The sequence below is a fragment of the Novipirellula methanifontis genome, assembly GCF_052161655.1.
Taxonomy (GTDB): domain Bacteria; phylum Planctomycetota; class Planctomycetia; order Pirellulales; family Pirellulaceae; genus Novipirellula.
The window spans coordinates 9,176,179-9,200,479 of record NZ_CP197418.1 but is presented as its reverse complement, the minus strand read 5'-3'; the positions used below and the strand labels follow the sequence as shown (position 1 = coordinate 9,200,479).

At 54.3% G+C, this 24,301-nt stretch carries 13 protein-coding genes; 5 read left to right on the top strand and 8 right to left on the bottom strand.

What is annotated here, in order from left to right; genetic code table 11:
• Positions 1–4 precede the first annotated feature (4 nt).
• The 3 genes from SH528x_RS32745 to SH528x_RS32735 all read right to left on the bottom strand — a co-directional run bounded on the left by SH528x_RS32745 (position 5) and on the right by SH528x_RS32735 (position 4,840).
• Positions 5–1,954 carry a PrkA family serine protein kinase gene (locus SH528x_RS32745; RefSeq protein ID WP_442507620.1) on the bottom strand — a complete coding sequence of 650 codons (1,950 nt, stop codon included), beginning with the start codon at positions 1,952–1,954 and terminating at the stop codon, positions 5–7.
• 455 nt (positions 1,955–2,409) lie between these two features.
• The gene (locus tag SH528x_RS32740) at positions 2,410–3,684 is read right to left on the bottom strand and encodes a TMEM43 family protein (RefSeq protein ID WP_442507619.1); all 1,275 of its coding nucleotides are present in this window, start codon (positions 3,682–3,684) and stop codon (positions 2,410–2,412) included.
• Positions 3,685–3,775: 91 nt separating this feature from the next.
• Positions 3,776–4,840: a hypothetical protein gene (locus SH528x_RS32735; RefSeq protein ID WP_442507618.1), complete on the bottom strand. Its 1,065-nt coding sequence runs from the start codon at positions 4,838–4,840 to the stop codon at positions 3,776–3,778.
• A 228-nt stretch (positions 4,841–5,068) separates the two neighbouring features.
• Here SH528x_RS32735 and SH528x_RS32730 point away from each other — a divergent pair, with 228 nt between their 5' ends.
• The 3 genes from SH528x_RS32730 (at position 5,069) to SH528x_RS32720 (ending at position 8,714) form a co-directional block, all read left to right on the top strand.
• The gene (locus tag SH528x_RS32730) at positions 5,069–6,472 is read left to right on the top strand and encodes a hypothetical protein (RefSeq protein ID WP_442507617.1); all 1,404 of its coding nucleotides are present in this window, start codon (positions 5,069–5,071) and stop codon (positions 6,470–6,472) included.
• Positions 6,473–6,627: 155 nt separating this feature from the next.
• The gene (locus SH528x_RS32725; protein ID WP_442507616.1) at positions 6,628–7,407 is read left to right on the top strand and encodes a hypothetical protein; all 780 of its coding nucleotides are present in this window, start codon (positions 6,628–6,630) and stop codon (positions 7,405–7,407) included.
• 26 nt (positions 7,408–7,433) lie between these two features.
• Complete coding sequence (locus tag SH528x_RS32720) at positions 7,434–8,714, top strand: DUF11 domain-containing protein (protein WP_442507615.1); 1,281 nt, start codon at positions 7,434–7,436, stop codon at positions 8,712–8,714.
• A gap of 60 nt (positions 8,715–8,774) precedes the next feature.
• On the opposite strand, the gene SH528x_RS32715 is transcribed toward SH528x_RS32720, so the two are convergent.
• The 3 genes from SH528x_RS32715 to ectB are packed head-to-tail and all read right to left on the bottom strand — an operon-like array spanning position 8,775 to position 15,007.
• Positions 8,775–10,022: a sialidase family protein gene (locus SH528x_RS32715; protein WP_442507614.1), complete on the bottom strand. Its 1,248-nt coding sequence runs from the start codon at positions 10,020–10,022 to the stop codon at positions 8,775–8,777.
• A 54-nt stretch (positions 10,023–10,076) separates the two neighbouring features.
• Positions 10,077–13,661: an amino acid adenylation domain-containing protein gene (locus tag SH528x_RS32710; protein WP_442507613.1), complete on the bottom strand. Its 3,585-nt coding sequence runs from the start codon at positions 13,659–13,661 to the stop codon at positions 10,077–10,079.
• Positions 13,662–13,720: 59 nt separating this feature from the next.
• Positions 13,721–15,007 (bottom strand): diaminobutyrate--2-oxoglutarate transaminase, encoded by a 1,287-nt coding sequence (gene ectB / locus SH528x_RS32705; RefSeq protein ID WP_442507612.1) that lies wholly within the window; start codon positions 15,005–15,007, stop codon positions 13,721–13,723.
• 534 nt (positions 15,008–15,541) lie between these two features.
• Here ectB and SH528x_RS32700 point away from each other — a divergent pair.
• Positions 15,542–19,036, top strand: coding sequence for a DUF1553 domain-containing protein (locus SH528x_RS32700; protein ID WP_442507611.1), 3,495 nt, complete (start codon positions 15,542–15,544; stop codon positions 19,034–19,036).
• An 8-nt stretch (positions 19,037–19,044) separates the two neighbouring features.
• Positions 19,045–20,505, top strand: coding sequence for a DUF1501 domain-containing protein (locus SH528x_RS32695; RefSeq protein WP_442507610.1), 1,461 nt, complete (start codon positions 19,045–19,047; stop codon positions 20,503–20,505).
• Here the strand turns inward: SH528x_RS32695 and SH528x_RS32690 are convergent.
• Together SH528x_RS32690 and SH528x_RS32685 are read right to left on the bottom strand one after the other, a co-directional pair.
• Positions 20,498–22,846 carry a methyl-accepting chemotaxis protein gene (locus tag SH528x_RS32690; RefSeq protein WP_442507609.1) on the bottom strand — a complete coding sequence of 783 codons (2,349 nt, stop codon included), beginning with the start codon at positions 22,844–22,846 and terminating at the stop codon, positions 20,498–20,500. The genes SH528x_RS32695 and SH528x_RS32690 overlap by 8 nt on opposite strands.
• Positions 22,843–24,129: an urea ABC transporter substrate-binding protein gene (locus SH528x_RS32685; RefSeq protein ID WP_442507608.1), complete on the bottom strand. Its 1,287-nt coding sequence runs from the start codon at positions 24,127–24,129 to the stop codon at positions 22,843–22,845. The genes SH528x_RS32690 and SH528x_RS32685 overlap by 4 nt, the downstream gene beginning before the upstream one ends.
• Between the last annotated feature and the right edge of the window lie 172 nt (positions 24,130–24,301).

The window sequence follows — 24,301 nt, the reverse complement described above, 5'->3', positions numbered from 1 at the left end:
AAAATTACCCTGATTTGCTGACTCGCATATACCAATCGACCAAGCGACGGACTTGGTGTTCGGTGTATCCACGTTTGGTCAATCGCTCGACAAACTCGTTGTGCTTTTGTTCCGCTTCGCTGTCTTTTTTAGCTCCGAAACTAATCACCGGCAGCAATTCTTCGATCTGGCCGAACATTCGTTTTTCAATCACGTCCCGAATTTTTTCATACGAAGTCCAAGCGGGATTGCGTCCCTCGTTTTTGGCTCGCGCACGTAGTGCAAATTTGACCACTTCGTAACGGAAATCTTTCGCATTCGAGATGCCCGCAGGATGTTCAATCTTTTCAAGCTCCTCGTTCAAGATATCTCGGTCCATCAATTGACCGGTATCGGGATCCTTGTAGTCGGTGTCGTCGATCCACGCATCGGCGTAGGCGATGTAGCGGTCGAAAATGTTTTGACCATAAGCATGATACGATTCGAGGTACGCCTTGCGAATTTCGTTGCCGATGAACTCGGCATATCGCGATGCCAATTCCTCTTTGACAAACTCTAAATATCGCTGCTCTGTGTCCTCCGGCAACTGTTCACGTCGGATCGATTGCTCCAACACGTACATCAGGTGGACGGGATCCGCTGCGACTTCGTGCGTGTCAAAGTTAAAGGTTTCCGACAGGATTTTGTAAGCAAATCGAGTCGAAATGCCGTCCATCCCTTCACTGACCCCTGCGGCATCGTGGTATTCACCGACGGTGCGTGCGTGTGGATCCGTATCTTTCAGCGATTCGCCGTCGTAGACTCGCATCTTCGAGTAAAGACTCGAGTTTTCGTGTTCCTTCAGCCGTGTCAGCACCGAGAACCGAGCCATCATCTCTAAGGTGTCCGGCGCACACGGCGCGTTGCCGAGTTCCGAATTGTGGATCAATTTGTCGTAGATCATCTTCTCTTCGGTCACGCGCAGGCAGTACGGAACCTTGACGACACAGATCCGGTCCAGGAATGCCTCGTTATTGCGATTCGATTTAAAAGACTCCCACTCGGACTCGTTAGAGTGAGCAACAATCGTTCCTTGGTAAGGCATCGCACCAACATTTTCCGTGCCCACGTAGGAACCATCTTGGGTTGCCGTTAGTAAAGGGTGCAACATCTTGAGTGGTGCTTTGAACATTTCGACAAACTCAAGCAATCCCTGTGTCGTGCGGTTCAGTCCGCCCGAGTAAGAGTAGGCATCCGCATCGTCTTGGCCAAAGTGCTCAAGTTTGCGAATGTCGACTTTACCGACCAAAGATGAAATGTCTTGGTTGTTCTCGTCACCCGGTTCGGTCTTGGCGACCAGACTGCGACGTTGCTCAGACGGCATGACACGGACAACCGAAAATTTCGAGATGTCACCACCAAATTCGTCCAGTCGTTTCAGCGCCCATGGCGACATGTATCCCGGCAATCGCCGCATCGGAATTCCGTAGTCTTCCTCCAGCACGTGCCCCATTGTTTTGGGATCAAACAAGCCGAGTGGACTTTCGAAAATCGGACTGACTTCGTCATCCGCGCAGAGTACAAACGCAGGTCGCGCCTGCATCAATTTTTTGAGTTGGTCCGCCAGCGAACTTTTGCCGCCCCCGACCGGACCAAGCAGATAAAGGATTTGCTTGCGCTCTTCGAGTCCTTGCGCAGCGTGACGAAAGTAGCCAACGATGCGTTCGATTGTTTCTTCGAGTCCAAAGAATTGACGAAACGCCGGATACGTCTTGATCGTGCGATTCATAAAGATCCGGCCCAGTCGCGAATCGTTCGACGTATCGACGTGGATCGGTTCGCCAATCGCTTCGACCATTCGCTCGGCTGCGGAACTATAGAGCGAGGGATCGCTCCCTGCGGCTTCGAGGAATTCCTTGAGCGTCAGCTTGACTTGCTTCGCTTTTTCGTAAGTTTCGGAATAGAGTCTTAGGATGTCAGTGGGTGAATGAGTCATGGATATCCAGCTCCAAATGAGAACGCAACCAAGAACGACGATCAGTCGCCAGTGAAACCAGAAGATTGCCATCGCCAACTTTAGCTTAGTCAGACGACAGGGATCCGGCGCGTGGTGACGCAGGAAGCATTCCTGCGTTTCGTCGGGATAAAAAAGATCAAGAGAGCACGATCCCTTCCATTATAAAGGCAGACAGTGCTATTGAGCCAGGAAATTTGACATCAAGCAAATTCTGTCGAAAAACGGAAGTCGTTTGGCTACAAAGAGTTGTAGCGAAAAAGAGGTGGCGAAGACGCCGAAATGGGGGTGATTGATATCACAACGTCGACGAATTGTCCCCCGTAGATTCGGCAGCGATTTTCTCTCAAGACGCCGTCGGGATGCTAGCGGATCGTTGGCTCTCCATGCAGCATCACAGCCGAACATGCCGTTTCACTCCAGCAATACCACTGCGGTCAAACGCGACGTTTGGCCAGCCTTCGTCGTCGTTTTCGTTTGCGTCTTTTGCGATCTTCCGCTTGGGTTTTTCGAAGTTCCACCTGGGAAATGGACACGTCACTGTGGAGGGGCGTGCTGCGGGGATGGATGCCGTGGACGCTTGCCGGAATGATGGGAACCGCAATCGCCAACACGCTCACCGCGTACCAGGGGTGGTCCATGACCCACGCACTACAAACGCAGAAACAGGCTAATGTGACGGCGACCGAAGCCGCGATCCGCCATCGCTGCAGCTCGGTAATCCTAGTCAAAAACGCGTAAGGATTGATCCACCGCGATCCTAGCCGCAGCAGCAAGTACAAGGCCACCATCATTACCGTAGTTGCGATCAAACGGTCACCCCATGCCGAACGTGTTGTTGTTCGGCGAACATCTTTGATCATTGCGTGCGGTGGAATGGTGCCCACCGATAACAGGTCGATTTGAGTGCCTTTGGCAGAACGAAACGGGATCAACGAATCACCGCGTTGCTGCGATATCACACTGACGGTAGTACAAGGACGCATCGTGAAGTACACACGCGCATCCCCAATCTGAGCGTCACGCTTCGCTCGGCCGCGTCCGGCTGACCAATACAGTCGCGTTGATTGGTTAGGGGCATCGTGGTGGATGAAAGCGTCGCGGGCGATTTCCGCAGACAAATCCTCTAGTCGGAAGTTCAGCGGATCGCTTGGTGGGATTTGATCGATTAGGGAATCCGATAACCGGAAACCGCCGAGTTGCACCATGTCAGCTTGGACGCTGTGATTTGGAAACGGCATCGTTGTGGGATTGTCGTGGCCAGCGTGTTGAAACGTCGAGGAATCGATTAGTTGTTTGGACCAGATTTTCTCGTAGTGATAAACCTTTCTGCGTCTGCCGATCGACCGATCGTTCGTTGACCACGAGTCGCGTCGTTTTTCAACTTCACGCCACTGGAACATTTCAACGTGGCGTTCCAAACGAACCGCGTTAACCTCAAGTGCGAAGGTTTCGTCCCTGATCGGCGCGGATGTTTTTAAGCGACCGGTAACGTAGACTAGCTTGCCGTCATGCTTGGATTGAGGCTGCGTCGCATCGATTTCGATCACCGCCGCTGCGGCTTGCTCGAGCCCGCCCGCAGTTTGCACGAGGCTTTTTTCGCTCTTGTGAAGCGACAAGATTATGCCCAGCAATAACAGGCCAGCGGCCAGGAAAACAATGACGCGGCCGCTGCTGATTAGCGATGAATGATGCGATTGGTTGGCGTACATGGCGCCCCGACTCTTGTGTACGAGCGACGTGAATGCAAATCAAGAAATCGCATTATAGCCGACGACCGATGGGGCGCGGACGCAACCAGCACTACCGATAGTGTTTGCTAGGTGCAAGCTCAGCCACATTGACGCCGAACCGTTTCAGATAGCCGTCGGTTTCGTTGGTAAAGTTGACTTCAGCATCACGGTTTTCGAAGCGAAATCGTTCGATCGGCGGTGGAGCGATTTGTTGAATTGAATAGAGTTCGACTAGCGATATAAGTCGCTCGGCTTGCTGAGTTTTTTCCGCGTCGGATTCGGACGGTTCGTCGATTGCCCGGCTCCAATGTTCAATCCTCAGCGGCATGAATTTTCCAAAGCCTGACTCTTTGTTGCCAACTTTGGAAATCACGACACAGACTTTGACTGGGTACAATTGTGGCCATTCCGCACGTCCCGAGGCTCGTATCACTTCGTTTTGTTGGTCTTCGGATAGCGTGGCAGTGACGACCCAAACCGGTTGTCCTTGTAGCCTACCGCCCGCGACCTGCAATTGATGGTCGCGTTTAATTTGTTCAAGCAATTCGATCCACCCGCCAACACGCAGTCGCAGCGGCAAGGTGTCTTCGTTTTGAGCGTTGGCGGCCCATTCGTCCAAGCGAGCAACATCAACGCGGTGCAGGGAAATCTCTCCCGCCACTTCGCTTCGGGTCCAAGCTAATCGTCCATCGCTGATTTGCTGCAACGTGTGTTTGCCTTCGCCATCGTGCATCGTCATCTGAAAATTGAACTGGCCTGTGGTCTGGCCCGACTGCTCATACGTGCCCACGCCGACGACTTCGCGACCCGTGGTCCAGACGCGTTGACGCACTTTTGCTTCGAAAGCAGGTCCGCTGGCGAGTTGATAGATGACTCGTCGTAAAAGTTTTATTGCGGCTTCTTCATTTTCGACAGTGATCGATTCGTCGTTGCCTTGCGAAGTCGACTCGGCTTCGATCCGAGGCGACTCGGCAACCGTGATTTGCCAATCGAGTGCGGAAAACGTTAGGAAAACGAGACACAGGCAGACCAACACCACCAATTTCGATCCACCGCGACGACGCATGAAACTCGCAATGAAACTTGCTTTGGTTTTGCTATCGCTGGTCAAACGGTTGTAGCGGTCAATCTTCATAGTCCGGTTATGTCGATTTTTCCAAAGATAACACCCTCTAAGTGCCGATGACCTACTACGCAGAAGGTCTGGCCGAATGCCGAACGGATCGTAGTTGGATTCCCGGTCACGCGTCCACCCAGATCGCTCACACTTACAAAACATTTATTGGATGGGTTTAGGTCGTCGGGCTCGCAACTTTGCGGGGCCGCACACCGAGTGCACATCTCCCAAGGAACGAGGGGAAAGATGAAACGAATCGTCACTCATTTGTCGCTGCTGGCGGCCACGGCGGTCCTCGCCACCGGGTGCGTGCCGGTTCGCCACAACTTGCCACCCGAACAGCGTATGCTCGAACCGGGTCCAGGTGTTGGCGGACCCGGTCCGGGAGTCATGGGACCAATGCCAACGGCTCCTGGTATGGGCGGGGGAATGCCCATGATGGGAGCGGCAGGTATGATGGGAGCCGGTGGAATGGGCCCAGGTCCGATGGGAGCTGCAGGCATGATGGGCGGCGGTCCAATGCCTGAAGGGGCAGTTGGCCCCGGCAGCCCCGAGATGATGCGTAGTGCACCACTGGGACCCGCGATGGGCGGCCAAGGTAACTTCCAACTCGCTAGCATGCGAAGCGGAGCTGCCTGTGCCGATTGCAACGGCGGCGCGTCCGCCGGAGGAGCCTCCCAAGGCGGCGACATGGCATCGATGATGCCTATGATGCCGATGATGCCGGGCGTACCTTCGACCGTGCAGGTTACGATGAGCCAACCCGAAGGGATGCAGGTTCGCTACGATGCTTCCGGCGGCGGAACATTCGACAGCGATCCGTTGGTCGTTCCCGCTCGCCAGAACTTTCCTCAAGGAGGATTGTACCGGTTGAAGCTGACCAACATTCCATCACGTGAAGGCGTCGAGCTGTACCCAACCGTGGAACTGGCTTACGCCAACCCACGAACCGGAGCCTACTTGGCACACAACTCGGTACCAATTCAGTTCACTGCGGAAGATTTTGACCAAGTCTTGACTGGCAACTTCGTTACCAAAGTGATCTACCTACCCGATCCCGATTTCCAAGGTCCTGCACTTGCAGGCATCGACACACTGGTCAGCACTCGGCTTGATCCAGGAATCGATCCTATCGTGGAAGCGGATCGTCGGGGTTCAATTCTTGCAATCATTCGCCTAGGTGACAAAGACATCGAAATGATGGGAGCCGGTGGAAGTGGCGGAGTGATGGGCGGAATGATGGGACCTCCGATCGCAGGATTGCCTGCACCGTTTGCTTCGGCCATGACCGAAGGCTGTGGCGGACCTGCAGGTGGCGGTGCTTCGATGCCAATGGGACTGCCCGGAATGGTCGCCGGTATGAACGCTCCTCAATACGGAATGCCAATTACTGGCACGCCGATCGGGTTGCCTGGACCACCACACATCCCATTGGGAAGCCCTGCGGGATTGAAGAAGCACGTGATTCGTAACCACACCCCGATGCACATGCCACGACCTGTGGACAAAGTCAAAATCGGAGTGCGTATGCAACCAGGATACAGCTACCCGAACCCGGTCAGCCGTATCAACATCACCGAGCAGAACATCCACCCCGGTGTTCCTAACGGACGTCCACTGTACGAACACCACAGTCAAGAAGTGAATTGAAATCAAAACCATTAACTTGGTTTTGATTCGGGCAACCAACGCTCGACCTTCGGGTCGAGTGTTGCCTTTCCCCTCGCGAGCAAATTCGCTGCTCGCGACGCGAAAGGCGACACTCACTGTCATTTTCTCCTAAACGCGATCCGTCCCGGTTCCTCATGATGATTCGCCAAACTCGCTCTCGAACCAACGTTGCGGTTTCGGCAACCGTCCTGTCCTTGGCAATCATGGCGTACAGCGTCTTCATCAGCCAGCACGCAAGTGCGGTGGATCCCAGCGATTACCTCGGCAGTGGCGAACGTCACCACATTCTTCGCGGCGACATGCCCGCCGGCGTGATCGGACAAGCTCGACTTGCTGGTCGCGGCCCCGTACAAAACTATTTTCAACCTGTCGCGTTCTCGGGCCCAAAAGGGGTCGGTTTTTCGATGCCTCAGGGTAGCGAGTTCTTCGGTGAAGAGGACGCGTCGCTGCAAGTAGGATTGCTGATCGGAGGCGTGTATCGTTTTCGAATTACGGGCATTCCCGATGCTGAGGGTGCCGAGTTGTATCCAACCATCGAGTTGATCGATCGCATCTATCCGCCGCCTGGGTTGGCGACGACCTATCCGATTCCGATCAACTTGGATCAAGATGATCTCGAAGCCGCACTCGAAGGCCGCTTGGTTACGCGAGTGATCTACTTAGAAGATCCAACCACGGCATTCCCCATCGCGGAAACTCCGAAGACGTCACGAGCCATCGAACTCTCGGAGCACCAAGATGCACTGGAAGTCGCTGATCGAATGGGACGCCCCGTGGCGATCGTTCGTATCGGTTCAGTGGCCCCTCCGAATGCTCCCGCATTGATGCCTCAGTTCTTCTTTGGCTACCCCGCTTGGACACCGATCTATCAACCCGAGCCGATCTATCAACCCGAGCAAGGAGTGCAGCAATGAAGCGGACTCCGAAAGAAAACGCTCTGATGAACCATTCAAATCATTCTCGCCTGAATCAAAGCGTTAGCGTGGTGATGCTGGTCGCAATGTTCTTGGCGGGCTTTGTGTTGACCGGATGTCAATTGCCGCAAGCAGCGAAGACACCGATGCAGCCTGGGTATGGCCCCCAGAATATTCCACAAAATGCTCCACCGCCGACGGCCATGGCTCCCACAACAGCGATGCAAACGCAAGCGAATCCTGCGATCCAGCAGGTGGGCTGGCAACACCATCAAACTCACGCGCAAAACGCGGCTGCATGTGGCTGTGGAGCGTGTGGTTCGGGACAAGCCGTCGTGGGCCATCCAGGACCGCAAGGCTACGCAACCTACGCAGGCGGTGGCTGGAACGCCCACGGCGTCGATCCGAACGAATTTCTGTGCGACGGAGGCGATCGTCACCAAGACGTTGCCGTTCGCCGCAACGATACGTTGGCGGGTCTGGATCCCGAAGACACCATCGTTCATTACACGACGGACGCAGGCGATATCGAAATCAACGCCAGCAATCGAGTTTGTGTTTACGCGCCCCGATTCGCCTCGGTACGAAAGATTACCGGAGCGGCCTCAGGCGGGCGTGCCATCGGGATCGCTGGATTGAAGCACGACGTTGGGCTCAATCGCATTCAAGAAGAATTGCCTGGGTTAGTGATCAACGATACTCAAGGCCTCGGCCATGCCGACGTTACCCGACGTATCGATGCGATGCGAGACCGCAATGGCGGTGTCCGTATCGAAAACGTAATGCAGCTGGAAATGATGGAAGACGTGCTGGCGGCGTTGGCCGGTTTGTCGGTCCTGGAAATGGGCCAACTGCAAGAAAATCAACTCGCGCTGCTGCAAGAAGCTGCAAACGCGGCAGTGTCGTGGAGTGTTGAAGAATCGATTGAAGTCGCGATCGAAGATTTGAAACCACCAACATTGACTCGCGATTTGCGTGTCGAAGAGATGAAAGTCTACGATTTCCCGGATGCCGGTCGATTACAGATTGGCAAGTTCGCGGATCGCCAACACGCTCAACCCGGCGAAGTGGTCTCGTTTGCCATCCGAGTTGAAAACGTAGGCGACTCGGCCGTCAATCATGTCACACTGACCGACAACTTGACCACACGACTCGAGTACGTTGCAGAGAGTCAAACGGCTAGCGGCGGAGCCGAATTCTCGACCAAACGGAACGAGGCCGAATCGTTGATGTTGCAGTGGAAGTTGACGGACGAATTGAAGGTAGGCGAAAGCGTTACCATTCGATTCCAGTGTAAAGTTCGCTAACCGCTGCTGCTCTAGCGGCGTCTCCGCCCACGGAGTCATCTTCGATGGCTCCCCATCTCCTCACTCCTCACTCCTCACTTCCTCCCCCTTCTTTTCAATCCGCCACTTGATGCGTGCCATCCTCAGGTCGCCTCGGGCGGATCGTCTGGGCATCCACTCGCCTGCGGTGACCCAGGTCTCATCGGGGCTAGCGTTGGTGACATGAAAATTGCCCATCAGTGCCACTTCGTTAGGTTTGTTGACGCCATCACCAACGATGGGCAAGACCACACGTTCGGTATCTCGCAGCAAGCAGAGACGATTGGGATCGACCCTCGCAATCCAAAGCGGAGCACGCCAACGCATCACGTTCTTATTCGTCTTGTCCTGGCGCGTGTATACCAAAAACAAGCCTTGCGGATGGTTAACCCAGTGTTGCTGAGTCGTTGACATTGCGATCGACGTTCCATCGTCCCAGCACCACGCTCGCTTTTCGCCATAGTTCAAGCCATCGCGACTCGAGGCAACATATCCATGCCCGTCTTCGGCGCGGATCGTGATGTAGTAGTGATCGTTCCAGCGAGTTACCGACGGTTCCAATAGTCCGCGTCCCACGCTGAGAGTTAACGCAGGTCCCACGTCGACGATGTTTAAGTGTTCCCCGTCAAACGTGCATCGAACGCCCGCGACACTACGGTTTTTGCTAGTCGCACCAAACGTGAACGACATAATAACGTCGCCATCCGCGTTAACGGTGCGTTGGCCACAATTGTTGGTGTAAATAAATGACCCGCGTGGATCGTCCCAGTGCAGGATCTTTCGCTCGGACCAAGTCCCATCGTCGCGGCGGACCGCGTACACCGGATAGCGGGAAAGCTGTTCGCGACTGGAAAACCTTTCGCCGCGATAAAAGACGACATGTCCCATCGCCAACACCGTGTTGGTCATCGCGTGATATTCGGGAACGACGTCGCAAACGCCTGCCATCAAACCATTGTGCTCGGGCACTGGGACTCGCCCCAACGCATCAATTGGTTCCGGATCCGACCAGGTTTTTCCCTGGTCATCCGATTGCGTCCAGTGAACCGGGCCAAAATAGTCCGAGCCACGAATCCACTGCACGGTCATCAGCGCAAACGAGCAACCATCGCTGCGTGGGACCATGCAAGCACGAGGGTGAAACCATGTTTCCGATTTACCGTCGCGGTTGCGTCTCAGTGTTTGCGTTGTGATTGACTGGATCAACGATCGCGATTCGCTGGCCAGACTTAGCGAGGGGGATAATGCGGCGGCGGTGGAGATACCGCAAAGGAATTGGCGTCGAAGCATGGTGGGATTCTCGTGGACAGAAAAAAAGATTCGCTACGACATGCCTGCTGCTGCTCATGCATTCCGATGCGTTGCGATCTCATCAACTTTTGATCCGATGTGATCGACGAGCGCCGCTCGGTCTTCGCACAAGTACGCAACATGATCCATCGCGGGATGGAAACAGGTGGAAACCTCGTCGCGTTCCTTTAGTTCAGGGAGCATGTCGTAGAACTGTTGGGCATAACTATAGTACATTCCGACGCCGCCGGTGTAGACAAAGTGCAATCGCGTTTTGCGATCAGCGAGTTCACTCAGTTCCGCGACCGCAGTTTCTCGCGGCGGAAACTCGCGTATGTCGTCTCCTTGCTGCAGTGACCGCGGTGCTGTGTTACTTTGGCCGAGCAATCGCTGAGCAACCTCCCACCACTTGTTCGGTCGCAAGATGCGGTGCAAATGATGGCCTCGGAAACGGTGCCAATAATACGCTGGGGTTCGGTATCCACAACCGTCCATCGGCACCACGGCGGTGACGCGATCATCGCGGACCGCCGCATGCAGCGAGTCGTCGGCACCACTGCACAAGCCAAATAACACGATCTTTTGTATCTTGGTGTTTTCAAAAATCCAGTCAATTGCTTGGCTGATTTCGTCAGCGGCACGATCGATCGATCGCCCTCCCACACCCACGCCAAAGCTTTCACCGATTCCGGAAATGTCGAATCGGAGCGACGGAATTCCGCGACGGGCTAGGTCGTTGGCGACGTCCACATAGAAGCGAAACGGTCCGACGTGATGCAGCATCCCTGGGGTGACCAGGATCGCGGCGGTGTCGGATTGCGAAGTTGTGGTCGATGGTTGCCAAACGCCGAGCAAGTGTTCGTAGTTGCCGAACACAATTGCGTTTTTCGAGCCTGCTGGGCTCGTTTTCGCTAAGTTTGTTTGCGTTGACTTAATTTGTTTAGATGACGATTGCCGCGGTGAGGACGCCATGTCGTCGTTTTGCTCCCCCTGCAACAGTCCCATAATTGCTTTAGCGGTTTCCGGTGACGAAAACGCACTTTCTGTGTATCGTCGTGCGTCCCAGCGAATCACATCCGTGACGTGTGTCACGTTGGTTTGTGATGCCAACCAGGCTCGTTCTGCGGGCGAAGTCAAACTTTGCTCGCTGACCACGACCGAAACATTTTTGCCGTTTGCTGGTATTTTTAGCGACGACAAACTCTGTCGCTTCTCGAACGACATTGCATGTCCGTAACTTTGGTCGATCTCGCTAGCGACCCGTATCGTGCTAAATCGACGCAGTTCGGTCAGTTGACGTTGGTGCCATTGGTCCAACGTTCTGACAAACTCGTTGACATCGACGATCGGATCCCACAACACGACGTCGTCAAAGCTGCCGTTGGGCAGCGAGGCTGCGATCGTGGCCCCGAGTCGCAGGCCGATTACCGCTATCTGTTTCGCACCGCTTTGACTGATCAAGTAATCGCGTGCGTCGATTAGGTTGTCTTGCATCTGCTGAGCAGTTAACTCAGCACACGCCCCATCGGAATTGCCGGTGTTGGCGTAATCAAACCGCAGTACATCAAATCCATCGCTACACAACTGGACGGCCAATTGCTGTAAATTGCGATAGCCTCGTGCATATTCGTGACCGATCGAATGACAAATCACTACGCCCCGCCCGAGCGAGTTTCCACGAGGAAGATAATGCACCCCGTACAGTGATTGTCCATTGCTTGGAAAAAACGATGCTTGCACGTCGGGCAAGCGATCTCTCAACGCACGGATGTCGTCGTCCAGTGGCGATGTGATGGTTTCTCCGAGCAATTCCCGCAGATGTCTCGCCGATGTGGCGACCGTCGGATTGGCAAAGAAGTCACGAACTGGCAAGTCGATATCCATATCGCTGGTCAAGCGAGCAACCACTTGAGTGACCAACAACGAGCTGCCGCCGAGCAAAAAGAAATCGTCATGAATTCCGATCTGCGGTACGTTCAGGACTTCTTGCCAAAGTTCGACCAATCGTTTTTCAAGATCGTCGCGAGGCGGCACGTAGTTTTCATCGCGAGCGACGACTCCTTCGCTTGCGGGCGGCAATGCCCGTCGATCGATTTTGCCGTTGATCGTGTGCGGAAACGATTCCAAGAACACAAAGCGAGCCGGAATCATGTACGGTGGCAACACGCTGCGTAGGTACGTGGTGATCGCGTTTGCGGACACATTGTGCTTGCCGTGCGAGACATAGGCGACCAGAAATTTCTTGCCGTCCACTTCGTCGAAACTGATCAGCGACCCGAGCACGCCGGGGGCTTGGTCGAGCGCGGCTTCGATTTCGCCGGGTTCAATGCGGTACGATCCCAATTTGATCTGGTGGTCGACACGGCCAGCAAAGTCGATGTTGCCGTCGGGTAACCACCGAGCCAAGTCGCCGGTGCGGTATAGACGCAGCGTCTCGCCCTCGATCTCGACGTTCAAAAACACCGCGTCGGTTAATTCGGGACGGTTCAGGTACCCCAGTGCCAACGCGGGCCCGCCAATAAACAAATGTCCTGTTTCGCCCTCAGCGACCGGCTTTAAATCATCATCTAAAATATGAGCGGTGTATCGCTTTAGCGGTTTACCAATCGGCATATTCGCCGCATCAAACGATTCGTCAGGAATGTAGACCGTCGACGTCACCGTGGCTTCGGTGGGACCGTAAGCGTTACAAAATAGAACGTCGTGATCACACAGCGATTGCCAACGCCGATAGTGTTCGACCGATACTTTTTCGCCCGTCGGAATGATCAATCGCAGCGATTCCGGGACGCGTTCTTTCGACGCGACCATCAAATCCACCCATTGATGCCAATACGCTGCGGCAATATGAACCGCAGTGATTTCAAAACGGTTGATCAGGGCAGAAAGTTCGTTGCGATGATTCGCTCGGCCTCTCGGACGAACGACGACGCAGCTGCCCGACAATAGCGGCGGAAAAATCTCTTCGATAGCGATGTCAAAACAGAGCGTTGAAAACTGCAGCGTGCGATCGGTTTCGCTCAGGCGAAAGACATCGATGTCGGCGAAACAATACGTCGCCAGCGCAGCATGCTGGATCTGAACCCCTTTGGGTTTGCCGGTCGATCCCGACGTGTACATGATATACGCCAGATCGCTCGGGGCGATCGAGGTGCTGGGCCGCGGCGCAGCCACTGTCCTTCCGGAGTCGTCGGGTTCGCAATCAACCCAATCGATTTTGGAGTGGTTTGTTTGGTTCGCGGCATCGGGATGAATCAGCGGACTGCCAATCGAATCGTAATAACAACGATGTCCCACAATTGTGGTGATCGCGGCATCCTCGACCATATAGCGAAGTCGGTCGACCGGGTAATCGGGATCCAGCGGGACAAACACGCCGCCGAGTTTCATGATGCCCAGCATCGCGGCGATCGCTTCGGGGGACCGATCCACGCACAATCCCACACGGCTACCATGTTGGATTCCAACGGAGATCAACGTGTTGGCAATCGCATTGGATTGGTGTTCGAGATCCCGATACGTCCACTGTCCGTCTTCGGAGACAACCGCCACATGGTTGGGGGTGTGCTGAAGTTGATTGGCCCATAACTCAGGGAACGCAATCAGTTCTTCGATCGTTTGATTGGATGATTCAAGCATGGGGAGCGTACGGGGATCAACGTTTGTGATTGAGAACGACTCGCTGTCTGACAAACGTTTTAATTCACCGAAGTCGGCGTTTTGGATGGACGATAGTTTACCTTGGCGATGGCGGCGTCGACCGCGGACGCAAGAATTTGTAGTCCATCTTGCAAGTATGACGTATCGATCGTCAGTGCGGGCATCACCTTTAACACCTCGTCAAACGCTCCCGCTCCTTCAATCAACAATCCCCGGTCGAATGCATTTTGAATCGTCTGGCTGGCAAGATCGCCACATCGCATATCCAAACCCCAGATCAATCCACGTCCGCGAACGCTTAGCGAGTGATCGGTGTGTTTACCGCAAATGGCTTTTAACTTCGCTTGCACGATTTGGCTACGATCTTCAATTTGTTGCTCAAAGCTCGGGTCGTTCCAGTACTGGAGCACGGCTCGTGCCGAGACAAACGCCAAGTTGTTGCCGCGGAACGTGCCGGTATGTTCACCCGGTTTCCAGGCATCGATTTCCGGACGGATTAACACGATCGACATCGGCATCCCGCTGCCAATCGATTTGGAAACACAGACGATGTCAGGGGTAATGCCGGCATGTTCGAAACTAAAGAACTTTCCGCTGCGGCCGTTGCCGACTTGAATGTCGTCGACGATCAAATGGATGCCGTGTTGTTTGCAAAGCGATGCCACCCGCCGGAGCCAAGTGTCGCTGGCAACATTCACACCGCCTTCGCCTTGGATTGTTTCAAGAATCACGGCCGCCGGTTTCGGCAACCCGCTGCTCGCATCGTCGAGCATTTTTTCTAGTAGCAGCGACGTGTCGTAGTCATCCATGTAGCCATCAAATGGCAGATGCGTGACGTTGTTGTGCGAGCCATAAAATTGGCTGTGGTAGAACTGATTGCCTGTTAATGCCAACGCGCCAAGCGAGTGCCCGTGATAGGCGTTGGTGAACGCAACGACATGCGAACGCTGCGTCTGCTTGCGCGCAAGTTTGACAGCGGCTTCGACTGCGTTGGTTCCGGTGGGACCGGTGAATTGAACGCGATAATCGAGCCCGCGAGGTTTCAGAATGATTCGCTCAAACGCTTCGAGAAAGTCCACTTTGGCTGCGGTGACGGTATCAAGTGAATGCTGAATCCCATCGGCTTGGATGTACTCGAGCAGGGCTGCCTTGGCTTGTCGGTTGTTGTGCCCGTAATTCAGAGACCCTGCGCCACAGAAGAAATCAATGAAGTCGTTTCCCTCCGTGTCGGTAATAGTGGAACCCACGGCTTTGTTAAACACCGCTGGGAACAGACGCGCGTAACCACGCACGTTTGATTCGATTTGTTCAAGGGGATCCTGCATCGGGAGCGCTTCTTCCAGACCGGGAATTGAAATGGGCGGACTGAAGCAAATGAGCAATTTGCCACTGTTCACACCGTACATAAAAAGCTTAGGTTTGGCTTAGCACTCGGCAAAAAGGGCACTTCATTTGAGACAGCATTGCCATCAAACATCGTCCAATTTCTTCACTTCTTGCGGTTTATGAGGATTGTTTCGGTTTCACTTTCTGTCGCGGTCACAAACCGCCGCTTGGGGGGATGTTGCATTAACAAGAAATCGGATGGAATTGTCCACCAAAACATGGGGCAAGTGGTTTCTGGGTAGGGGGTGAAGTCCGATTCTTGCTAAAATGAATGGGACGCTCGACTTGCCACGAGCCCACCTCGCCGCTTGTCACGCGAGTCCTCCCGTTCCTTCCTACCCCGTTTCGTCCAGCTCGGCCACGCGTCTTGAGGACTCTCGAGTCTATTGTGAGCGTTTGCCTCATTGTGACCTCCTTCCATTTTGTCCTTCTAGGTTTTCATGAAATCGATACCTTCATGTTTCCGCTATCTCATGCCAATCGTCTGCGGAGTTTTTACCGCAGGTGTTTGTTCCGCAGACAAGCCTGTCGACTTCAATCGCGACATTCGCACGATCTTGTTTGGGCGTTGTGTTGCCTGTCACGGGCCGGACGAAGACCAACGTGCCGCCGGACTGAGACTCGATACCGAGGACGGTTCGCGTGAAGATCTCGGTGGCTATGTCGCGATCAAACCAGGCGATCCGGACGACAGCGAGCTGATTGCCCGGTTGACCACCGACGACGAAGACATGCGGATGCCTCCGGAGGAGAAAGGCAAACGTCTGTCCAAAGGCGAGATCGATCTGATGCGTCGTTGGATTAAACAAGGCGGCAGCTATGCCAAGCATTGGGCCTACGAAAAACCGACCCGCCCTGCCCTGCCCCTAATTAAGCAACACGTCGAGCAAACCGAATGGGTGCGTAATCCGATCGACGCGTTTGTGCTATCCAAGCTCGAAGCCAACCAGTTGAAACCGTCCCCCGAGGCGGATCGTTTGACGCTGGCTCGCCGAATGGCGATCGATTTGACCGGAGTACCGCCTACCTGGCAAGAAGCTCAGGCGTTTGTGAATGATTCTGATGCAAACGCGTATGAAAAGTACGTCGATCAACTGCTGGCCAAACCCGCGTTTGGTATACGTTGGGCCCGTGTGTGGCTCGATTTGGCTCGCTACGCCGACTCTGCCGGGTACGCCGATGATCCCTTGCGAACGATTTGGGCGTACCGCGATTACGTCATCGATTCGCTAAACAATAACAAACCGTTTGACCAATTTACGATTGAACAAATCGCTGGTGATTTGCTCGACAACCCGACCGACGAACAATTGATCGCCACCGCGTTTCATCGAAACACGATGACGAACAGCGAAGGCGGCACGAACGACGAAGAGTTTCGAAATGTCGCGGTGGTCGATCGTGTCAACACGACAATGGCTGTTTGGATGGGAACCACCATGGCGTGTGCTCAATGTCATACCCATAAATACGACCCGATCACGCATGACGAGTATTTCAAATTCTTTGCCTTCTTTAACCAGTCCGCCGACCGTGATCGCCGCGACGAAAGCCCGTTGCACGAAGTTTGGTTCGAAGAACAACTTGAGTTGAAGCAATCCTTACGCACTCAAATCGCTCAGCTCGCATCGCAATTGAATAAATCGACCCCCGATCTTGAAAAACAACAAGCCGAGTGGATGAAGTCGATTCGCGAGCAACCTGAGTGGTCACCTCTGGTTCCCACTGAGTTAGCCGCTCACGACCGCCAACTGGTTACGGATGACGAGGGTTGGATTACCGCGAGTGGCGAAAAAGCAGATCGTGATACGTATACGCTGCAATTTCCGATTAACGATTCTCACTTGACTGATGCGGACCAATCCAGCGTGGACCAATCCAACGCGGGCCAATCCAACGCGGCTCCCGCAGGCTCACGGTCGCTTGTCGGGTTGAAATTAGAGGTAGGCAAAGAACAAGCCGATAATTTTGTCCTTTCCAAAGTCTCGGCGACATGGACGCCCAGCGACATGACGCCGATGGATGCGAGGTTCGTTCGCTTGGAGCTTCCCGGCAAGCAGCGGATTTTGCATGTTGCCGAATTGCAAGTTTTCAGCGGTGACCAGAACGTTGCACTTTCAGGCACGGTGACGCAAAGTTCCACCGGTTTTAACGGGCCCGCCGAGTTTGCGATCGATGACAACACGAGTGGCAATTTCCAAGATCGTTCGGTCACGCATACCCAAATCGAAGATAATCCCTGGTTGGAAGTGGATCTGGGCGCTGAGCTCCCCGTCGACCGAATTGGATTGTGGAATCGCACCGATGGTGGCGGTAGCATCTCGGGCCGATTGGCGGGATATACACTGCAATTGCTCGATCAAGATCGCAACGTGATTTGGCAACAGTCGCCCGAAGCGTTGCCAATGCCAAGCTTGGAACTAAGTACGTCCGGAAAAACCTCGCTTCGTTTTGTTTCGGCATTTGCCGATTTTGAACAACCCAAATTTACGGCCGCCAGCATCCTGGCCGACAAGATTGATGACAAAAAGGGATGGGCGATCGCAGGCGGAATCGGTTCGGCTCATGAATTGACCTTGGTGCTTGATCGGCCTCTGAAACTTGGCAATGGAACATTGACGTTGACTTTGGATCAGCAATCGGTCCATGCAAAACACTTGCTCAATCAGTTTCGTGTTGCGATGACGTTTGACGAAGGCGTTACCAAATGGGCCGCCTTGCCGCTGAAGATTCAAACATTGTTAGCGGTCCGAATGCGATCGTATTCTGCGAGTGAGCAAGCAGAACTTGCCGCCTACTATCGCAGCATCGCACCCTCGTTGGATCCGATTCGCAAACAGCACGCAAAATTGGAAACCCAGCTCCGCGAGATGAAACCGGCGACCACCACGCCAATCATGCAACAGCTTGCGGAGAAAGAGCGACGCAAAACGCATATCCAACTGCGAGGAAGTTACACGAGTCTTGGTAACGAGGTCAGCGAGGGGACGCCCGCCGTGTTTCATCCGCTGCGAAACAGCAAAACGCCCGATCGTTTGGACCTTGCTCATTGGTTAGTCGATGAGGACAATCCGTTGACGGCACGTGTGATCGCAAACCGCCATTGGGAACAGATTTTCGGGATCGGGATTGTCGAATCGAGCGAAGAGTTTGGCTCGCAAGGCGAATTGCCATCGCATCCCGAATTGCTGGATTGGTTGGCGACCGAGCTGCAGCAAAACGGTTGGGACATCAAAGCGTTTTTGAAATTGTTAGTGATGTCATCGACCTATCGGCAAAGCTCGGTGACGAGCGTGCAGCAGCAAGAAAGCGATCCGATGAACCGGATGCTTGCTCGCGGCCCTCGTTTCCGCATTTCGGCCGAAATGGTACGCGATCAAGCTCTGTACGTTGCCGGGTTGTTGAGCGACAAAATGGGCGGTCCACCGGTCAATCCACCGCAACCCGAATTGGGACTGCGAGCGGCGTTCGGAGGTGACACGGATTGGAAAACCAGCGAGGGCGACGACCGTTATCGAGCTGGGATTTATACGTCATGGCGGCGATCGAGTCCCTATCCGTCAATGTCCCAGTTTGATGCTCCGGACCGTGATGTTTGCACCGTTCGGCGAATTCGCACGAACACGCCACTGCAGGCCCTCGTGACGCTGAATGATCCCGTCTACATCGAAGCCGCTCAGTCGCTTGCGCGGCGTACAGTGGCAGCAGCAAAAACAACTGAAGAGCGAATTCAATTCATTTTTCAAACCACTCTGATTCGTAATCCCAACGAAGTGGAGATCAAACGAATCACTCAGCTTGTCGATGAAGCGAGTGCCGCGTTTTCAGCGGACCCCGCTGCGGCCAAACAGATGGCAACCGACCCGATTGGCGACGTGCCCGAGGGAGCCGACGCGGTGGAGCTTGCGGTCTGGACCGTGGTCGGAAATGTGATGCTAAATCTCGACGAATTGTTGATGAAACGATAGGAAGAACCATGCACCCAAGACTCAGACAACTGCAGATTCAAACACGTCGTCACTTCCTCCAGCAATCCGCTGCGGGGCTGGGCGGGATCGCGCTGGCATCCTTGATGGGCGATACGAAGGCCGCCGGCGTTACCGCGGGGAAGCCTGTCGCCGATCCATTAATGCTGCGGCAACCCCATTTTCCAGCCAAAGCAAAGCGAGTGATTTATTTGCACATGACCGGTTCGCCACCGAACTTGGACATGTATGATTACAAGCCCAGCTTGGCTCAGCATTCAGACCAAGATTGTCCAGCCGAGTTTTTAGCGGGACGTGAATTTGCCTTTACTAGCGGCACACCAAAATTGATGGGGTCGCCACGGAAGTGGGCGCAAGTCGGCAAGCATGGAACGTGGATGTCCGACGCGATTCCTCATTTTCATGGCATCGCCGATGATCTTTGTATGGTTCATTCGATGTACACCGACCAATTCAATCACGCTCCGGCGGAATTGTTGGTTTACACGGGTTCGCCACGCTCGGGCCGTCCGTCGATGGGTTCTTGGGTGACGTATGGGCTGGGCAGCGAGAACGAAAATCTGCCGGGCTTTGTGGTGCTGATCTCAAGCGGAGTTCAGCCCAACGGCGGTAAAGCATCCTTCGGAAATGGGTTTCTGCCGTCGGTTTACCAAGGGGTTCAGTGCCGATCCAAGGGCGACCCAGTGCTCTATGCATCAGACCCCAATGGGATGGATCGTCAAATGCGTCGCAAAACGCTCGACGCGCTTCATGACCTGAATGAACTGCAAGCGGCGGAGATGGGACATCCTGAAACCTTGACGCGTATCTCGCAATACGAGCTCGCATTTCGTATGCAGACTGCGGTTCCCGAGGTCATGGATATCTCGCAAGAAACGCAGGCGACGCTCGACGAATACGGAGCGAAGCCAGGTGATTCGAGTCTGGCGAACAATTGTTTGTTGGCGCGACGCTTGGTCGAGTCGGGCGTCCGCTTTGTCCAGTTGTTTGATTGGGGCTGGGATTTCCACGGCACCGGAGCCGATACGGGAATCACCGACGGATTGACCAAAAAGTGTGCCACCATGGACAAGCCAATCGCCGCGTTGATCAAAGATTTGAAACAACGTGGATTATTCGAAGACACGTTGATCGTGTGGGGCGGCGAGTTCGGTCGCACCCCGTTTCGAGAAGGCCGAACGGCCGGCAGCAAGGTGCTCGGCCGTGATCATTACCCCGACGCGTTCACGATGTGGATGGCCGGTGCCGGTGTCAAAGGCGGCTTCGATTACGGTCAATCGGATGAGCTTGGGTTTTCGGTTTCGGAAAATCCGGTGCACGTCCATGATTTGCAGGCAACGATTTTGCACTTGCTGGGCTTCGATCACGAACAGCTGACCTATCGTTTCCAAGGCCGCGATTATCGCTTGACCGACGTGCACGGGCATGTTGTAAAAGATCTGCTCATCTGACATCGCCGTCCTGGATCAGAGTGACCAATCGAGAGCCCAATTCGTTCAGGTCTTGAGCTAGGCGTTCGGCTTGTCGATTGGCCGCAAGTGTTTGCTGAGTCCCCTGTTCGACCTGAGACATCCCGGTGTTGATTTGAGATAATGCGGTGGCTTGCTCTGCTACACTTGCAACAATTTTGGTCGCGGCCATTGCTGCCGTGTTGATGGTATCTCCCAGCGTTCGGATCACGTCATCGGCGTGCGATACCACCTCGCTCGCCTGGTCAATTGATTGTGAACCTTGCTCGGCGGTCGTTACGACTTGCGCGATCGCTTGATGAACGTCCATCAAGATGGCGCGGATATCGACAACGGTTTGCTTGGACTGTGCCGACAATGATTTGACTTCGCTCGCGACGACGGCGAATCCTTTTCCGTGTTCACCCGCCCGTGAAGCTTCCACGGCGGCATTCAGCGCCAACACGTTTGTTTGTTCGGCGATGTCTGTTACCTTGCTGAGGAATTCTCCGATTGTTTGTGAACGTTCGGCGAGTAACAAGATCGCTTTTCCAACCGACCCTGACTGTTCTCGTACGTTGTGCATGGCTTGGATCGTATCACGTACCGATTTCAAACCCGCTTGGCTTACTTCGTCAGCTTGGTGGGCGGATTGCGACACGTGTTTGGCTTCGTCCGCGGCCTGATTCGCCGTTGTTGCAATTTGGTGAACGGTGGCGGTGATTTCCGAGACCATCGCGACCTGTTGCTGCGACGTTGCAGCCTGCTGCGTCGTCGAGGCAAGGATTTCTTGGCTGGCGGTAGAGAGTTGTTTGACGGCATCACGGATGCCAGCGAATAGTCTCGCTCGCTCGGCTTCGGCCTGTTGCCGCATCGTGATGTTTTGTAGCGTCAGAATGGTCAATCGTCCTTCGCTGGACTGCATTTCCGATTGCCGGACCGCCAAGGAAATGGTCGTGCCATCGGTATTCGTGATCTCGGCGATCGTCTCGCCGTTGGTTGGCACGTGTTCGACCGCATTTGCCAGTGCTGGAGAAAGACTCTGCAAACGGTGCCCGATGATCTCGTCCGCTTTGATGTCGAATAATTTTTCCGCCGCTATGTTGAACGAACGGATTTCGCCATCCGCGATCAGAGACACGATCCCATCCGCGGTCGAGTCGAGAATCGTTTGGGTGTGCTTTTTCTGCTCCGAAATCTCTCGCACATTCTTGCTGAGCGTTTCGGCCATCTGATTGAACTCAGTCGCCAAGTCACCGATCTCATCGCGAGATTCGACGACAACCCGTTCGTCGAGTGACCCGTCACTCATTCGACGCACTGATTTTGTTAAGTTGACAATCGGTCGAGAAATCGAGCTCGAGACAAAAAACGCAATGGTTACCACGGCTAGGAACGCCAACGCGGCGATAACTAGGCTCTGTGTGCGCAGCGTACGCACCGGAGCGAGTGCTTCGCTGGAGTCGATTTTCACCACCATACCCCAACGAAACGAGGGGACGTATCGCCAAACTGCCAGCACAGGGACGCCACGATAGTCAATCGTTTCACCGCTGCCTCGGTATCCTTGCACGGCTAGTTGCATCGATAATTGCGGTTGCGAATTCATCTTCAGTCGCCGCCGAAAACCCGCTTCCAAATCGTGCCGTGTAGAGGTTGCAAAGACAATTTCGTTGCCCACGCGAGATCCGAGCAACGACTCTCCGGTTTGCCCCAGTCCGGTGTAGTCGTGAATGAGCGAACTGATCCGTTCATCACTGATGGCAAGAACAGCGACGCCGACAACAGTATCTTCTTGTGTCACGGGCGCCGCGAGTAAACGAATCTGGCTCAATGCGGAAATCGCGATGGGATTGGAAACCGACGAATCGAGTAGCGTGGCCGCTCGGTTGGCGATCTTCAATAACTCCCCGGATAGGAGCCTGTTTTGATCAAGATCTCCATTCGCGTCGGAATCTGTCGAAAATATACGCGTTCCACTACTGGAAACGAGGTACAGGTCCGTGTACCCACCGCGCTCAAGATACGACTTTGACAACTTACGTAAATTGGCTCCTGCTGTGATCGCATCGTCTGGGTTGTCGTTCGCGGTCGAGAGAACCTCCAGTGCATCGGCGACATCAGGAGTCTGGGCCAACGTTGTGACATCGTCGATGCGTTCTTGGAAAAAGTCATAGATTTGCAGCGACTTGCTATCCGCAGCGGCCCACAAATGATTCTGGATCTGGTTTCGCAGCGCATGTTCCGCACTAAAGTGGGCCAACGAAGCGACGATGGCCAACGGAGCAAGCGAGATCACCAAGAACCATGCAATCAATCGGGATAGTAGACGGCGAGAAATCATAGGTTGACGTTCTCCGAGTCAGCGGAGTTAGACCAACTGTGCCCCCAATCTAAAAACATCTGCTCGAGAAACCGTTCCCACCGTTCACGCGATTGATAGATCGGAAACGTAACCGGGCGTACGGGATAGTCCGAGGTCCAAACGACGTCGAATTGGCCATCTTTTCCGATGCGTCCAATCCGAAGCGTTTTCCAAGTGTGGTGAGTTTCAGGGTCAATCGAGACGATGCCTTGCGGTGCTGGATAGCTCTGGTTGCCGAGTTTGGATCGTACCGTAGTCGGGTCGTCGGTGCCCGCGTCTTCAACGGCTTGCTTCCACAAGTGGACGCCAAAGTAGCCTGCTTCGATCGGGTCATCGGTCACGCGGTCGTCGCCAAATCGGTCTTGGAATCGCTTCACAAACTTGGTGTTCTGTTCGCTCTCAATACTTTGGAAATAGGTCCACGCGGCGTAGTCGCCGGCCATCTGATCGTTCTGCATGCTCTGCAACTCGACTTCGGCAATGCTGAACGACATCGTGGGAATGTCGCGGGAAGAGATGCCTGCCGAACGCAGCGCCGCGAAAAACGCATCGTTGCTGTTGCCGTTCAACGTGTTCAAAATCAGATCCGGTTGCTTGGCGACAATCTTTTCGACAATCAAGTCGGCCTGCTCACTGCCGAGCAGCATGTATTCTTCGCCGACGACTTCGCCACTTAACGCGCTAATCTGAGTCCGGATGATGTTATTTACCGTACGAGGGAAGACATAGTCCGAACCCACCAAAAAAACGGTCTTGGACCCAAGTTCATCGAAACACCATTTTACTGCTGGAAGGATTTGTTGATTCGGAGTTGTGCCCGTATAGACAATGTTTGGTGATTGCTCGAGTCCTTCGTATTGGACGGGATAGAACAATAGATGCTGGTAGCGTTCAAAAAGAGGACGTACGGTCTTGCGGCTAGCCGAGGTCCAGCAGCCAAATACGACGCTCACCTTTTCTTCTAGAATCAACCGTTCGGCCTGCTGCGCGAAGTTTGTCTCATCGGATTTTCCATCGGCGATGACCGCTTCGATGGGGCGGCCAAGAATTCCGCCGTTGGCGTTGATTTCTTCGATTGCCATCAGCGTTGCATCGCGAACGGGCAATTCGCTGACCGCCATGGTGCCTGTTTCGGAGTGCAAAATTCCAACGCGAATCGGCCGGCGACTTGCGTCGGAATAGCGAGACCGCCCGAAGACAAATGCGACGATGGCGAGCAGGAGGATGGCGAGAAAGAGCCACCTCAAATGTGGCGGTTTCATCGACAACCTTCATTTGAGCGCAAACGGCCACCGACAGTCCATCGAACAGGCGACTCAAGTGTTTTCGGGCGGACGTTGCCCCATAGCTCACTAGTATAGTCGCTCGATCCTTCGCCGTATCGCTAGGCTCTGGCACAGCAAACGCTGTCGCAAAAAAACTCTGGTCACTCAG